Origin of the sequence: Solirubrobacter soli DSM 22325 (genome assembly GCF_000423665.1) — a bacterium.
Taxonomy (GTDB): domain Bacteria; phylum Actinomycetota; class Thermoleophilia; order Solirubrobacterales; family Solirubrobacteraceae; genus Solirubrobacter; species Solirubrobacter soli.
Window position 1 is genome coordinate 269,368 of the sequence record NZ_KE384071.1, and the last position, 15,325, is coordinate 284,692.

The following is a 15,325-nucleotide window of genomic DNA, read 5'->3' on the forward strand; positions in this document are numbered from 1 at the left end:
GCAACGTGGCCGGTCGCATGACCGGCCTGACGCTGTTCACGCCGATCCACAGGCACTACCTGTGGTTCATGCGCATCGGCCTCGTCGTGACGCGCCACCTGCCGTTCATGGCGCGTCACATCCTGCAGTTCAACTTCATCAAGTTCGTGCGCTGGACGGTCGTCAAGCGCCTCGACGGCGAGCGCCTGCACTACCCGTACCTGTTCTTCGAGTCCAACTTCGACGGGCCGTGGCAGCACTACATCGACGCGTTCGCCTACGTGATCCCGCTCGACATCCGCGTCACGTGGGGGCGCGGGCCCGGGTTCCCGGCCCCGCCGCCGGCGGAGCCGCTGAAGGCGTGGATCGGCCACAACTCGATGGAGGGCGGGACCTACTACTGCGCGCACGCCGACGCCTCCACCCGCGAGGTCAACAATGCGCTCGCGGTGCAGGAGCGCTTCGAGGCGTTGCGCCGCGACGCCGACCAGCTGTCGCCGGAGGCGTTCAAAGCCGCGTGGGAAGCGTTCCTGACCGATGCCCAGGCGCATCTCTGACCGCGGCAACACGGTCGGGACCGCGTACGCGCTGACGACGTTCGCGCGGGTGCTGCCGGGCCGCGAGGAGGAGCTCGAGGCCTGCCTCGGCGCGTTGCCGCGTGGCGCCGACTCGCCGTTCGCCCGCATCGACACGCTCCACATCGCCCGCGTGCAGCTGTTCCGCGCGCTCGTGCACCAGGGACCGAAGCAGCGACACACCGATGTGCTGCAGAATGCTCATCTGGTGTTCACATCGACGATCGACGGCCCGCTCGACGCCTACCTGGACGCGCTCTGCGCGAAGGTTCCGGAGTGCGACGAGTGGTGGGGCCGCTGCGCCGGGTATCCCGGACGCGCCGACGCCGCGGCGTTCCGCGCGTACGTGCGCGGCATCCAGGCGCCCGCGGGGCTCTTCCGGTCGGCGATGCCGAGCGCGTCGGTGGTCGAGGTGCGCGAGTCGCTGGCGCTGCGCGAGCGGGTGATCGACTTCGCCGTCGCCGCGCAGGGCCTGGACGCCGCCGAGTTGCAGGCCCGCTTCCGCGCCGAGTTCTAGGTGCTCGGGCGCCCGCCGAACGTCCCACGCCGGGCGGGCCGCCCGGCGCACATCGAGCTGGCCGACATCCAGGGCAACGTCCTGCGCGGCTACACCATGCCGGCGGCCGCGTACCTGTTCCTGCGCATCGTGGACGTCGGGCGGGCGCGGGCCCTGATGCGACGGATGCTGCCGCAGGTGATGACCGCCGCGCCGTGGACGGCGCCGCCGGCGAGCGCGATGAACGTCGCGTTCACCTTCGCCGGCCTGGCGCAGCTCGAGCTCGGCGACGACGTCCTCGCCTCGTTCCCGGAGGCGTTCCGCGAAGGGATGGCCGCGCGCGCCGACCGGCTGGGCGACCGCGGGCCGAGCGCACCGCCGGAGTGGGAGTTCCACGGCGCGCACGTGCTCGTCGCGGTCTACGCCGTCGACGTCGAGCACCTGCGAGCGGCGCTGGCGGAGATCCTCGCCGCCGACACCGACCACGGGGTCGAGCTCGTCCACCTGCAGCGCGCCGAGGCGCTGGCGGGCGGCAAGGACCACTTCGGCTTCTACGACGGGATCGCGCAACCGGCGATCGCGGGCACGGGCGTCGAGCCGCGCCCCGGCGACGGGCAGCCCGACGGCGCCGGCGGCTGGCGCGACGTCGCGACGGGCGAGGTCCTGCTGGGCTACGTCGACGAGGACGGCACGCTGCCCGCGGCGCCGCTCGCGCCCTTCGACCGCAACGGCACGTTCGTCGTCTACCGCAAGTTGCGCATGGACGTCGCCGCGTTCCGCCGGTACGTCGCCGCCGCGCGCTATCCCGGCGGGCCGGAGCAGCTGGCGGCGAAGATCGTCGGCCGCTGGCCGGACGGGACGCCGCTGACGCTCTCACCGGACGCGCCCGACGCCGCTGTCTCCAGCGACCCGCGGCGCATCAACGCCTTCTCCTACGCCGACGACGCCGATGGCTTCAAGTGCCCCGTCGGCGCGCACATCCGGCGCGCCAACCCGCGCGACGCGCGCGGGTTCTTCGACGGGCGGCTCTCCAACCGCCACCGGATCGTCCGCCGCGGCCGCGCCTACGGCGCCCCGCTCGAACCCGGCGTCACGGAGGATGACGGCGCCGACCGCGGCCTGGTCTTCGTCTGCTTCCAGGCCGACATCTGGCGCCAGTTCGAGACCATCCAGGGGCTCTGGATCGACGACGGCGACCCGTTCGGCCTCGGCCGCGACAAGGACTTCCTGGTCGGCGAGCCGCACGGGACGCAGGGCAAGATGACGATCCAAGGCCGGCCCCCGTTCTTCCTGAAGCCGCAACCTCGGTTCGTCACCCTGCGCGGCGGCGACTACCTCTTCCAGCCGTCGCTGAGCGCCCTGCGCTTCCTCAGCGGAGCGTGAGCGTCCGGCGCACGCCGCCGGCGCTCACCGTCACCTTCCGCACGCCGGCGAGCGCGCGCCGGCGCGCGCTCGAGAGCTTGATCGTGACCTTCGAGCGCGATGCCGTCGCGGTCAGCTTCGTCGTGCGTCCCCGCGCTCGCCAGCTCACGGTCAGCTTGCCCGCGCAGCCGTCAGGGCGGCAGCCGAGCACGACGACCAGCGACGAGCCCTTGCGCTGGGCCGAGCGGATCGCGGTGACGCCGCGCTCGACCGGGTTGCCCTTCGGCGAGACGGGCGTGGGCGTGGGCGCCGGGACGGACACCGGCGTCGGGGTCGGCTGCACGGACGGCTCCGGCTCGGGCTCGTCCACGACCGGGGCGGCGGCGACCGTGACGGCCGCGCTGACGACGGCCGCGCTCTCGCCCGCGTCATTGACCGCGACGACCGAGCACGCCAGCGAGCGGCCCGCGTCCTCGGCGGCCGGCACGCGCTGGGCGCCGGTCCCGGCCGCGACGCCGTCGCGCAGCCACGTCACGAGGAAGCTGACGGGCGAGTTGCTCCACGTCCCCGGGGCGCAGGTCACCCTCTCCCCGACCCGCGCCGTCCCCGTCACCGCCGGCGGCGTGGCGCTGACCGGCTTGGCGACGTCGAACGTCAGCAGCGCCTCGTCGCCGATCTCGAAGTAGCCGCCGCCGCCCACCGAGAGCAACCGGCTCCCATAGGCCGCGAGCGCCACCGACTCGCTGAAGCCCGGCAACTGCGGCAGGAACGCCTGGTCGACCGCGCCGGTGACGAGATCCAGCGCCGCCAGCCCGTCGACGGACGGGTCGTTGTCGATGCGCGCGCCGGCGACCAGCAGGCGGCCGCCGTGGACCAGCAGCGCGCCGGACTGCGTCAGCTTCGGCGCGAACGCCGGATCGCGCGCGCCGCTGGTCGCGTCCAGCGCGGCCGGCCCGGCGCTCCCGGCCACGTACAGCCGGTTGCCGGAGATCGCCAGCTGCGCGATCCCGTCGACGGCGGGCGGCGCGAACGCGGCGTCGGGCGCGCCGGTCGCGGCCGACACGCGCGCCAGGCCCGGGCGGGCGTCCCCGCCCACGTGGGTGAACGAACCCGCGAGCCACACAGCGTCGCCGCGCGCGACCAGCCGCGTGACGGCGCCGTCGATCCGCGGCCTGAAGCCGGGGTCGAGGGCTCCGGTGGCGGCATCGAGCGCCGCGACGCCGTCCACCGGCTCACCGCCGGCGAACGCCAGCGCACCCACGACGTACACGCGCCCGCCCGCCGCGACGAGGCGGTTCACGCCGCCGACGACGTCGAGGGCGAAGCCGGGATCGCGGACGCCGGTGCGTCCGTCGAGGCGGCGCACCGTCCCGTCCTGGACGTAGTACAGCCAGCCGCCCGCCGCCGCGACGATGGTGCTGAACACGTCGCCGGGGTTGAACGTCGGGTCCATCCGCCCGGTGGTGAGGTCGATCGCCGCCAGGCCGCGCTCGACCCCCGCGACGGCGAACGTGCCGCCGATCAGCGCCGCGCCGCGGCCGGCCGCGAGCGTCGAGATCGTGCCCTCGCCCCCGCCCTCACCCACGACCGACGGCCGCCAGCGCGCGTCCCACCGGCCGGTCCGCGCGTCCACGCGCGACACGGCGAGATCGCCGCCGACGCTGCGGACGTACAGCTGACCGTCGGCGTAGGCCAGCGGCGTCGCGCCGGGCTGGGTCGACGTGGTCAGGCCGAGCGGCGGGGTGAAGCCGGGATCGACCGCGCCCGTGACCGGGTCCAGCGCCGACAGCCGCTGCGTCGTGTCCGGCCAGGCCGCGAGGTTGTTGTTGGCGGCGAGATACAGCCGCCCGCCCGCGAGCACCATCCCGCCGACCCGCGTGGCCGTGTTGCCGCGGAACGAGGGGGCGAACGCCGGCACGACCGCGCCGGCGTCCCCGACGAGCGCGACGCCCGGGCGCGCGACGCCCGAGATGTTGGTGAAGCGCCCGCCGACGTAGACGCCGGCTTCGCCGAGCGCGAGGTTGGAGGCATCGCCGAAGGAGCCGGCGAGTTGCGGCGCCCACGCCGCGTCGACAGCCCCGGTGGCCGCGTCGAGGCGGCCGAGACCGGCGTGCGCGGCGCCGCCGAGGGTCTTGAACGCGCCCGCGAGATAGAGCTTTCCGCCCCCGGCGGCGAGCGCGTTGACCGCGCCGTCGACCGCCGGGCCGGCGAACGGGACGTCGGCCGTGCCGGTGGCCGCGGCGAACGCGGCGACGCCCCACGCGCCCGCGGCGTAGACGCGTCCGCCGTCGACGGTCAACGCGGTCACCGTCCCCGCGACGGAGGGTGCGAACGCGGCGTCGACGCTGCCGTCGGCCTTCAGGTGGGCGAGGTTCGACCGCTCACCCGCGGTGAAGGCGCCGCCGATGTAGAACCCGCCCACGCCGTCCGGGGCGGACGCGACGACGCTGCCGTCGATCGCGGGCGCCCCGCCCAAGGGCACGCCGGCACCGGCGCTGAACAGCGCGGCGCCCGACTGCGCGCGCCCCCAGTTGCCGCGCCCGCCGAACGCGTTCGGGCCCGTCACGAAGAGGCGGTCGCCGCCGCGCGTCGCGGTGTCGAGCTGGAAGTCCGGGCGCAGTCCGGCGAGCGTCCCGATCGGCGCCGGCGCGGGGAGGCCGGTGGCCGCGCCGGGCTCGACCGCCGTGCGGGGGAAGCGCAGGCCGGAGTCCGAGAGCTCGCCGCGGCGCGCGAGCGTCCACAGCCGGCCCTGCGCGTCGAGCGTCATCCGCGGCTGGAGGCGTTCACCCGCGACTCGCGGCAGCCGCCCGGCGTCCGTCGCCGCGACGGTCGTCCCGTCGGGGACACCCGCGACGTGGAACAGGTGCAGGCGGCCGGCCGAGCCGTCCTCGTCGGCGATCTCCGGGCTGTCGAGGACGAGCAGATCGCCGTCCGGGGTCAGCGCGGCGTCCTCGGGGGTCTCGTCGTTCCCGGCGCGCTTGAGCGTGCGCACGGCACCGGTCGCCACGTCAAGGGCGTAGATCCGGCTCGTGGGGCGCGGCCGGTAGGTCTGGCGGTCCAGCTCCCACGCGACGACGTAGACGGTGCCGCCGTCCGGCGAGACGACCACGGCGCCGTATATCACCCATACGTCCGGCGGGTCGGGCAGCGCGACCGGCGTCGCCACGCCGGTGCGGCTCACACGCCACAGCGTGCCCGGTTGGCCGCCGCGGATCGCCCAGAACCCGCCGGTCAGCGGATCGGCGGCGATGTCATGGCTGACGCCGCTCGCGTCGAGCGGCTGCCCGTCGGCGGTGAGCGTGTACAGCGCGTCGCCACGCGCCTCGCCGAGGTCCGCGCCGTCGCCGGCGTCGACGGTGCCGACCCGCATCACGTAGTCGCCTGTCAGGAACGCGAAGCCGCCGTCGACGCCCGTGCCGATGCTCTGGGTGCCGTGGAACGCCGCGCCCGGGATCCGGACCTGGCGATGCGGGCCTGGGTCCGAGCCGCGCGGCCGGAGCTGGTAGATCGACCAGCCGCCGGCGCCCGCGTCGGCGTCCGGCGAGATCGCGAGCCGCCGCTGCGGCACCATGAGCACGCCCTCGGGCTCGGGCCCGCCGGACGAGACGGACTGGCGCAGGACGGGCGCCACCGGGTCGGTGATGTCGTAGAACTCGACCGCGTTGCCGCGCTCGGCGCCGACGATCGCCCAGTCGACGCCCGCGATCGTGCCAGCGTCGGCGCCCTCGGGCTCGGAGCCCTTGCTGCGGCCGATCGGATACTGCCCGCGCTCGGCGAGCGCCTTGTCGAACGCGTTGCCGGAGTCCCACACCGTCGCGCCCGTGCGGTCGAGGACGCTGATCGAGCGGCCGCCGTCGCCGCCCTCGCCCTCGTTGGCGGCGAGCGCGTGCTGTCCGTCGCGCGTCCAGACCACCTCGTCGGGCTCGCGCGGCGCGGTGAACGGAACGTCGAACGCGGTCCCGTCGTCGAGCGTCAGTTGATCGGTCTCGCCCGCGCTGAAGGTCTTCGTGATCCGGGCGTGCGCGACGTCGAGCAGCGCGTAGCCGTTGTTCTCCTGCAGGCTGACGATCGCGACGTTGTCGGCGGCGATGTCCACGAACTCCGGCTGCGGGTCGCGGTAGGCCGCAAAGCTCGGATCCAGGACCACGGGCACCTGCTCCCGCGCCCAGGTCGCCGGGGGGCCGTCGAGCGTGAAGATCACCAACGAGCCGGGGGTGGAACGGTCGGTCTCGTTCTCGATCGCGATCACGGCGTAGCGGCCGTCGGGCGAGATCGCCACGCCGTCAGGGCCGTCCGGGATCGCGAACGAGCGGAGCCGCGCGTGCGTGGCCATGTCGTAGGCGGCGAGGTAGGAGCCGGTCCCGAGGGCGCTCTTGGCCGTGACCAGGAGGTACTTGCCGTCGGGCGTGACATTGACCGAGGTGATGTGCCCGCCCGGCGTCTGGCGCTCGAGCAGCTTCGGCGCGGTCGGATCCGTGAGATCGATCCAGGCGAACCCGGCCTCGCCCAGCGTCGAGACGAGCGTGCGCCCGTCGGGGCTGACGTCGACGATCTCGGGGACGGTGGACGAGCCGCCGGCGATCGACTCGGGGCGTGGGAGGAAGCCGACGCGCTCCCAGCGACCGGGATCGGGGGCGGCCTGCGCGAGCGCCGGCAACGCCAGGGCGAGCAGCGCGAACAGCACGACGAGACGACCAGCGCGTGGCATGAGACGGGTCCTTCCGGCTGAGGCTTGAGCTGGCCCGTCTCCGGGTGGACCGGCCGGTCCGGCACTCTGCCCGGGCCGACTACGGCCCGCAAGCGCGCTTCACGGGATGCTCACAGATGTGAACCCGGTCAGCTCGGGCGGTCGACGACGGCCAGGTGGCCGAGCCGGAACCCGAGCCGGCGAGCGTCGAGCATCTCAGGCCCCGGGATCCGGTGCTCGCGCAGGCCGCGCAGCATCACGTCGCGGCAGCGCTCGAGATAGAGGCAGCGCTCGAGCTGGGTCGTCCCGGCGTACTCGGCGAGCGTGAGCAGCCGCAGCGTGGCGTCGATCGCGAGCTCGTAGTCGCCTCGGCGACAGGCCTCGGCGATCGTCCGCACCCACTCCGCGGTCGGCTCGGCACCCGCGTCGGACGCGAACCAGCCGGGACGTCCCGGCACGTAGATGCTCGCGCCGGCCGCCGGGACGAGATCCGGCCGCAGTCCCACGAGCTCGGCGACCGACGGCATCGGGCGCACCGGGAGCGCGACGTTGCGCAACTCCCCCTGGTGGCCGGGCTGCGCGACGAGCCGGCGGATCTCCGACACGCTGAACCGGCGGTGCCCGCCGGGCGTCCGGATCGCGCCGATCCGCCCCGTGTTCGCCCACCGGCGCAGCGTGCTCGCCGACACGCCGAGCGCCTCGGCGGCCTCGCTGAGCCCGACGGTGGCCGCGCTCGTGGACGGCTCCGGCGCCTCCCGCGGCCACGCGAGCCGCTCGGCGGGCAGCCCGGTGCGCAGGAGCGCTTCGATCGTCTCCGCGGGCTCGGGCCGGGCGAGGCCGAATCCCTGCACGACGTCGCAGTCCATCCCCGCCAGCCACGACGCCTGCTCGGCGGTCTCGACGCCCTCCGCGAGCACCGCCAGATCGAGAGCGGCGGCCATGTTGAGGATCGCCCGCAGCATCGCCCGGTCGCTCTCGTCGCCCGGCAGGCCCGCGACGAACGACCGGTCCACCTTGAGCCCGTGCAAGGGGAAGCGCTTGACGTGGTTCAGCGACGAGTAGCCGGTCCCGAAGTCGTCGAGCAGGAGCCGGACGCCGAGCTCGCGGAGCCGCTCGAGCACCGCAGCGGGCGAGCTGGTCTCCTCCATCAGGACGCTCTCGGTCAGCTCGAGCGCGAGCTGCGCAGGCGGGACGCCGGTGCGGCGCAGCGTCGCCCGGATCTCGTCCGCGAGCCCCGGCACGCTGAGCTGACGGCCGGACAGGTTCACGGAGACGTAGATGTCCTCGAGGCCGGGGATCGTCCGCCACGCGGCGAGCTGCCGGCACGCGGCGTCGAGCACCCACCGGCCGAGCGGAACGATCAGCCCGGTGGCCTCGGCCACGGGGATGAACTCGGCGGGCGAGATCATCCCCCGCTCGGGATGCCGCCAGCGCACGAGCGCCTCGACGCCCACGATCCGCCGCCGGTGCAACGAGACCAGCGGCTGGTAGTGCAGCGTGAGCCGGTCCTCGTCGAGCGCGCGCCGGAGATCCTGCTCGAGCCGCAGCCGCTCGGCGATGCGCCGTCGCATCGCGGCGTCGAAGAGCTCCAAGGTCCCGCTCTCCTTCGCGCGGTGCATGGCGGTGTCGGCGTCACGCAGGAGCTGTGCGGCGAGCGCGGCGCCAGGAGCGGCCACGTCGACCGCGACGGCCACGCCCACGCTGGCCGACACGTGCAGCTCGCGGTCGCCGATCACGACGGGGGCGTCGAACGTCGCCAGCAGCCGCCTGACCGAGGTGACCGCGCCACGCTCGTCGTCGATCATCTCGTAGAGCACGCCGAACTCGCCACCGCCGATCCGCGCGACCGTGTCGGTGGCCCGCAGGACGTGCTCGAGTTGCCGGGCGAGCGCGCGGAGCAGCTTGTCGCCGGTCGCGTGCCCGAACGTCTCGTTGACGTCCTTGAGGCGGTCGACGGCGATGCGGGCGACCGCGAGCGCCGTCCCCTCGCGCGCGGCGCGCTCGGCCGCGTGGGCGATCCGGTCGGCGAACAGCGCGCGGTTGGGGAGACCGGTGAGGGCGTCGCGGGCCGCGTCCTCGGCCGCGGCGCGCCGCTCCCGCGCGGCGGCCAGCAGGTGCGCGGCGGCCTCGGCGAACTCCAGCTCGCCGTCGGCGACGGCCGTGTCGTGGCGGCTGAGAACCGCCAGCCACGCGCCGGCGCCGATCGGCGCGACGAGCGCCCGCCGGACCCCGCGGGCGAGCCACACGCTCGGGACGCGGCGCGCGTCGAGCGCGACCGGCTCCAGCGGCAGGTGCTCGGGCAAAGAGTGATCCGTGGCGCCCGCGGTGACGATGGCGCCGGCCGGGGTCCGGGAGAGGACGAGCGCGTGGGAGGCGTCGAGCGCGGACGCGATGTCCGGCAGGACGGCCTCGACGAGCTGGGCCCAGGAGAGACCGTCCAGCGCCCGCCGGCCGATCGCGGCCAGCACGCCCTGGCAGCGCACGTGGCGGGCCAGGCGCAGCTCGTCGCGGCGCCGGTCGGAGATGTCGAGCGCCCGCAGCATCCCGTACCGCGGCTCGCCCGTCTCGTCGCGGACCAGCGAGATCGTCAGCTCCACCAGGATCTCGCCGCCGCTGACCGGCAGCGCGCGCTGCTCGACGGTGAGCACGCCCTCCTCGCCGGCCAGCAACCGCTCGAGCGCCGCGACGGCGCGCGGGAAGTCGTCCGGGTGCAGGAAGTCGCTCGGCGTCGGGTGGCGGCGCAGCGCCTCGGGCGTCGTGCCCAGCAGATCGGCGATCCGGGGGTTGAAGTCCAACAGCTGGAACGGGCCGGGCCCGAGCGTGAACAGCCCGAGGCCGACGGGGGAGTCCTGGAAGGCCGCGGCGAAGCGCCGGCGGGCGAGCGTGAGCTCATGCGCGGTGCGCGCCTCCTCCTCGGCGCGCTCGCGCATCTCCCAGAGCAGCCGCTCGCGATCGAACGCGCCCGCGACAGCGGCGGCGATCAGTCCCAGCGCGTCGCGGTCGGCGACCGTGAAGCGCCGGTCCTCGTGGCGCCCGACCGCGAGCGCGCCGACGACGCCCGCGCCCGGGTCGATCACCGGGACGACCAGCAGTGAGCGCAGACCCATGCGGGTGGCGTGGCCGGACGGCGGCGAGCCGAACCAGGCGTCGATCTGCTCGGGCGTCCCGGAGATCAGCACCGTCGCCTCGGCCTCGAGCGCGCCGCGCACCCGCGAGCTGATGAACGAGGACGACTCGCCGAGGAACTCCTCGAACCGGGCGGCCAAGCCCGGATCCTCGACGTAGGAGGCGACGGGCACGAGGACGCGGCGCAGGTCGGACCACAGGTGCACGACGCACGCGGCCTCGAAGCGCGTGGCGAGCAGCTTGGCCACCTCGGCCAGACCGTCCGCCCGCTCACGACGCGCAGTGATCAGCAGGGCGTCGGTCTCGTTGGCGATGTCGACCGGGTTGAACGTCATGAACCGCTTCAGCGCGTGTTCCCCCGACCGGCGAATCGCATGTCCGAACTTGTCGGGTGTCAGCGCCCTGTCACCGAACCTTCCACCCCGTCGGCAAACCCTCCACCTGCTCGCGGAGCCCGTAGAAATGCCGAGGAGTGAGCCCATGTCCCCGACCGCTGCGGTCATCGCGCCGCTCCAGTCCTGCCCACGGACCGCGTCCTCGGTCTTCTGGCAACTCTCCACCGACCTGCTGTGCATCGCGGACCGCGAGGGCCGGCTGGTCGACGCCAACCCCGCGTGGGGGGAGATCCGCTTCCGGCGCTCCGACGGGACCCACCGCTGGCTGCGCTGGATCGGCCTCGGCGACGGCGTCTTCATCTACGCCGCGGCGGCCGACATCACCGACCAGCGGACGCGGCAGCTCGAGCTCCAGCGCGAGCGCGAGTCGGCGCTCTGGTACGGGCGCTGCCTGGAGGCGCTGTCGGACGACCGCTTCGAGCTGTTCGCGCAGCCGATCGTCGACGTCAGCACGGTCCAGCACGAGCTGCTGATCCGCATGCGCGACCGCGAGGGCGCGCTCGTCCCGCCAGGCCTGTTCCTGCCCGCGGCCGAGAAGCACGGCATCATCGCCGACATCGACGGCTGGGTGATCCGTGAGGCGTTCCAGGTCGCGCGGCGCGGTCATCCCGTCGAGATCAACCTGTCGGCGCACTCGCTCGGCGACCCGGCGTTGTTCGCGTTCGTCCAGCACGAGCTCGCCGAGAGCGGCGCGCGCCCGTCGCTGGTGGTGTTCGAGATCACCGAGACCGCGCTGCTGCGCGACGAGACCGCGGCGTCGGCGTTCGTGCACCGCGTCAAGCGGCTCGGGTGCCGGGTGGCGCTCGACGACTTCGGCACCGGCTATGGCGGCTTCACGTACTTGAAACGGCTTCCCGTCGACTATCTGAAGATCGACATCGACTTCGTCCGCGATCTGCCGCAGAACCCCGCCGGCCAGCACGTGGTGCGCGCGGTCGTGAGCCTCGCCCGCGGGTTCGGCCAGCGCACCGTCGCCGGAGGCGTCGAGCACGCCCAGACGCCGCGGCTGCTGCGCGAGCTCGGCGTCGACTACGGCCAGGGGTACGCGATCGGGCGACCCGCTCCGCTCGCGGACACGCTCGGGTGGTGCGCGGCATGAGGCGCTTGAGCGAGTTCGACGTCGTCACCCTCAACGTCCCGTTCGAGGCGCTGCACGCGCGGACGATCGATGTCTTCGACGCGCGGGTGCTCGCGGTCGTCGGGCCGACCGCGGCGCTCGAGCCGATCGGCGGGGTCGACGTGTACCGACTGCCGGAGCGGGTCAGCGGTGCGCTGCTCTCGTTCCGCAACGGGCGGACGCTGGTCGGCCTCAAAGGAAGGCTCACGGCGCGCCGCGACAGCGGCGACGTGCGCTTCACGGTCGGCGACGGCGTCCAGCTCGACCGTCGCGCGGCGACGCGTGTCCCGGCGTCGTTCGCCGTCCACCTGCACCGGCTCGGCACGCTCGAGACCCGGCCCGGCCGCAGCATCGACCTGAGTGCCGACGGCCTGCTCGTCCAGACGACCCTGAAGGTCATCCACGGCGACGCGCTCCAGGTCTCGATCTGGCTCGAGCCCGACGCGCCGCCGGTCGAGGCGACCGCGCACGTCACCCGCATCGAAGGCGACCTCATCGCGCTCCAGTTCGCCGTCGCCGAGGTCGGCGCGCGCTCGCGGCTCGCCCGCCTCGTCGTCGAGCACAACCGTGCCGAGCTGCGCAGCCGCGCGGCGGCATACGCGGCGGTGGAGTTCTAGGGGGTACTCAGGCGCTGAGCGCGAGCTCGACCGCGTCGGCGAGCGGGAGCGCGTTGCCGCGAGCGGCGGCGCGGGCCGTCGCCTCGGCGCCGAGGCGTTCGCGCGCCGGCGCGAGGAACCGGTCCCGGATGCGGGTGTAGACCGGCTCCTCGGCGGGCGTCACCGGGCGGTCGTTGTACACCCACGCGGCGGCCTCGAGGATCGCCGCCCGCTCGTCCTGGCCGTCGATCGCGGCCAGCGCGGCGAGGCCGAGGAACGCCTCGAAATAGAACGTGGGGAGCGTGCGCGCGTGGGCGATCTGCAGCTCGGCGACGAAGCCCGCTCGCGCCTCCTCGTGGGCGCCGCGCAGCAACGACGTAAGCGCGCGGTTGCCCTCGACGAGCGCGGTCAGGTAGCGGCTGCGGGTCTGGTTGACCGCGTAGACCGCCTGGCGATGCAGCGCTTCGGCCTCCTCGTAGGCGCCGAGGCGGAGCAGACCGAAGGCGAGCGTGGACAGCGCGCCGGGGATGCGGTTGACCGCGCCCGCCTGGTGGAGCGCCGCCAGGCCGGCCTCGAGCAGCGGGCGGCCGCGCTCGATGTCGACGCTGCCGATCGCCATCTGCGTCAGCGCGAAGCCCTCGAGCGCGACGTCGCCGGCCGCGCGGGCGAAGGCGAGCGCCTGCTCGGCCTCGGCGTACCCCTCGGGCTCGGCGCCGCTCATGATCGAGATGTTGCTCAACCGCAGCAACGCGAGCGCGATCCCCGCGTCGTCCCCCGTCGCGCGGTAGTGGGTGAGTGCCGCTTCCGCCTCGGCCCGGGCGCGGGGATCGGTGATGGACAGGTTGGCGGCGAGCGCGAGCCGGACACGGGCCACGTCCTCCGGGTCGGCATCCGGCGTCTCGAGCGTGTGGATGAAGATCCCGCGCGCTTCGAGCTCTGCATCGGCGGCCCGCATATAGGGATCGAGCAGGCCGGCGAGGCGGGTGTGGCGCGGCGTGCCATCCGCCCATGCGAGCGCGGCGCGGAAGTTGTCACGCTCGGCGTGGACGTCGTCGAAGCGGTCCGACGAGACGCCGCGCAGCCACAGCTCGTGCGCCGTGCGCTCGGCGACGCCCAGGTAGTGGTCGTAGTGCCGGGCGCGGACGGCGTCGCGGTCGGCGCGCTGCTCGAGGCGTTCGACCGCGTACTGGCGTACGGGTTCGAGGAGCGCGAGGCGGCCGCGGGCGGCGGTCACCAGGCTCTGGTCGACGAGCGCCTCGAGGGCTCCGAGCGACGCGCCGACGTGCTCCGCCGCCGCCAGCTCGCAGCCGCCGGCGAAGGCGCCGAGCGCGCTGAACGCGTCCTGCTCCTCCGGCGCGAGCAGGTCGTAGCTCCAGTCCAGCGTCGCGCGCAGCGTGCGGTGGCGGGCGGGAGCATCCGCGGGCCCGGGGCCGAGCAGGGCGAGCGCGTCGCTCAGGCGGGCGGCGAGCGCGGCGGGGTCGAGCACCCCGAGGCGGGCGGCGGCGAGCTCGATCGCCAGCGGGTGCCCGCCGAGGCGGCCGCACAGGTCCTCGATCGCCGGACGGTCGTCCTGACTGAGCGCGAACCCTCGCGCGGCGGCTCGCGCCTCGAAGAGCTCGACCGCGGCCGACGCCGTCAACGGGGTCACGGGGTACCGGTGCTCGGCGAGCAGGCCGAGCGGGCCGCGGCTCGTGCCGAGGACCGAGAGCGTGGGCGCGCGCTCGAGCAGGCGGCCGACCACGGCCTCGACGCCGGCCAGGTGCTCGAGGTTGTCGAGGACGACCGCGCCGTGCTCGTCGGCCAGCTCGCGGTGCAGGGCGTCCTCGGCGCCCTCGCCGGGGACGCGGGTGACGTCCAGCGCATCGCAGATCGCGGTCGCGACCTGGTCGGCCTCGCCGACCGACGCGAGCGAGACGAACCGCCCGCCATGGGCGCGAGCGATCTCCAGCGCCAGCCGCGTCTTGCCGACGCCGCCGGGACCGATGAGCGTGAGCAGGCGCACGTCGGGGCGGACGAGCAGCTCGCCGATGCGGCGCAGGTCCTCCTCACGGCCGACCGTGGGCGTGGGCGGCTCGGGAAGCGGACGTCCGCGCGACGGGAGCTGGTGGGTGAGGATCGCGCGTTCGAGGTCTCTCAGCTCCGGCCCGGGCTCGAGGCCGAGCTCGTCGGACAGGCGGGTGCGGAAGTCGCGGTAGGTGGCGAGCGCGTCCGCCTGACGGCCGAGGCGGTACAGGGCGAGCATCTGCTGGCCGCGCAGGCGCTCGCGCAGCGGGTGCTCGGCGACCAGCACCTCGAGCTCTGAGGCGAGCGGGCCGTGCTCGCCGCGCTCCAGGTCCGCCTCGACGCGCTCCTCGAGCGCCAGCACCCGCAGCTCCTCGAGCCGACGAACCTCCGGCAGCGCGAACGCCTCGTAGCCGAGCTCGCCGAGGACCGGGCCGCGCCACAGCGCGAGCGCGCGGACGAGCGTCGCCGACGCGTCGTCCGCCCGGCCGGCGGCGAGCAGCGCGCGGCCGTCCTCGTAGCCCTGGGTGAAGCGCTCCGCGTCGAGCTCGTCCGGCTCGACGTGCAGTCGGTAGCCGCCCGCCTCGGTACGCAGGCGGTCGGCGAGCGGCCCGAGGTCGCGGCGCGCTCTGGACACGGTGACCTGGAGGGCGTTGGCCGCGGGCTCGCCCCACAGCGCCTCGCTCAGCCAGTCGGCCGTCAGCGGCGCCCCGGCGCGCAGGAGCAGCGCCGCGATCAGCGCCCGCCGGCGCCCGCCCGGGACGTCCAGCGACCGGCCTTCGTGGCGGATCTCCAGGGGCCCGAGGATCAGGAATTCCGCCGCCACCGTGCGCGAGTGTAAGCGCGGTGTAGGCGTCGTGACAGCGGCCGAGCCGAAGCTGCGCCTCATGACCTCCCAGATCAACGCCCAGCTCGCCAAGACCATCGCCGCCGAGCACCGCCGGCGTAATGCGTCGAACAGGACTCACTAAAGATCGCCGCCGGCACGGCG

Annotated in this window: 8 protein-coding genes; 5 read left to right on the plus strand and 3 right to left on the minus strand. The window is 74.7% G+C overall.

Annotated elements, in window-relative coordinates; translation table 11 throughout:
• Positions 1–5 precede the first annotated feature (5 nt).
• Genes G569_RS0137095 through G569_RS0137105 form a run of 3 tightly spaced genes read left to right on the plus strand, consistent with a single transcriptional unit; the run spans position 6 to position 2,433 of the window.
• Positions 6–536 (plus strand): hypothetical protein, encoded by a 531-nt coding sequence (locus tag G569_RS0137095; RefSeq protein ID WP_157592567.1) that lies wholly within the window; start codon positions 6–8, stop codon positions 534–536.
• Positions 517–1,071, plus strand: a complete 555-nt coding sequence (locus G569_RS0137100) for a hypothetical protein (protein ID WP_028067149.1) — start codon at positions 517–519, stop codon at positions 1,069–1,071. The genes G569_RS0137095 and G569_RS0137100 overlap by 20 nt, the downstream gene beginning before the upstream one ends.
• A complete protein-coding gene (locus G569_RS0137105) occupies positions 1,072–2,433 on the plus strand; it encodes a Dyp-type peroxidase (protein WP_053227574.1) in 1,362 nt (453 codons plus the stop codon).
• On the opposite strand, the gene G569_RS0137110 is transcribed toward G569_RS0137105, so the two are convergent.
• Positions 2,420–7,120 (minus strand): choice-of-anchor I domain-containing protein, encoded by a 4,701-nt coding sequence (locus G569_RS0137110; protein ID WP_157592568.1) that lies wholly within the window; start codon positions 7,118–7,120, stop codon positions 2,420–2,422. The two genes, G569_RS0137105 and G569_RS0137110, sit on opposite strands and share 14 nt — an antisense overlap.
• 128 nt (positions 7,121–7,248) lie before the next feature.
• Positions 7,249–10,560 carry an EAL domain-containing protein gene (locus G569_RS59875; RefSeq protein ID WP_053227575.1) on the minus strand — a complete coding sequence of 1,104 codons (3,312 nt, stop codon included), beginning with the start codon at positions 10,558–10,560 and terminating at the stop codon, positions 7,249–7,251.
• Between the two features lie 145 nt (positions 10,561–10,705).
• Here G569_RS59875 and G569_RS54850 point away from each other — a divergent pair, with 145 nt between their 5' ends.
• Together G569_RS54850 and G569_RS0137125 are read left to right on the plus strand one after the other, a co-directional pair.
• The gene (locus G569_RS54850; RefSeq protein ID WP_028067152.1) at positions 10,706–11,719 is read left to right on the plus strand and encodes an EAL domain-containing protein; all 1,014 of its coding nucleotides are present in this window, start codon (positions 10,706–10,708) and stop codon (positions 11,717–11,719) included.
• Complete coding sequence (locus G569_RS0137125; RefSeq protein WP_157592569.1) at positions 11,716–12,354, plus strand: PilZ domain-containing protein; 639 nt, start codon at positions 11,716–11,718, stop codon at positions 12,352–12,354. The genes G569_RS54850 and G569_RS0137125 overlap by 4 nt, the downstream gene beginning before the upstream one ends.
• Before the next feature lie 7 nt (positions 12,355–12,361).
• On the opposite strand, the gene G569_RS59880 is transcribed toward G569_RS0137125, so the two are convergent.
• A complete protein-coding gene (locus G569_RS59880) occupies positions 12,362–15,160 on the minus strand; it encodes an ATP-binding protein (RefSeq protein WP_169542329.1) in 2,799 nt (932 codons plus the stop codon).
• Between the last annotated feature and the right edge of the window lie 165 nt (positions 15,161–15,325).

What these genes read in the sequence shown, in the direction of transcription:
- G569_RS0137125 (WP_157592569.1), top strand. Translation starts at nt 11,716, where the DNA reads ATGAGGCGCTTGAGCGAGTTCGACGTCGTCACCCTCAACGTCCCGTTC.
- G569_RS0137100 (WP_028067149.1), top strand. Translation starts at nt 517, where the DNA reads ATGCCCAGGCGCATCTCTGACCGCGGCAACACGGTCGGGACCGCGTAC.
- G569_RS0137110 (WP_157592568.1), bottom strand. Translation starts at nt 7,120, where the DNA reads ATGCCACGCGCTGGTCGTCTCGTCGTGCTGTTCGCGCTGCTCGCCCTG.
- G569_RS54850 (WP_028067152.1), top strand. Translation starts at nt 10,706, where the DNA reads ATGTCCCCGACCGCTGCGGTCATCGCGCCGCTCCAGTCCTGCCCACGG.
- G569_RS59875 (WP_053227575.1), bottom strand. Translation starts at nt 10,560, where the DNA reads ATGACGTTCAACCCGGTCGACATCGCCAACGAGACCGACGCCCTGCTG.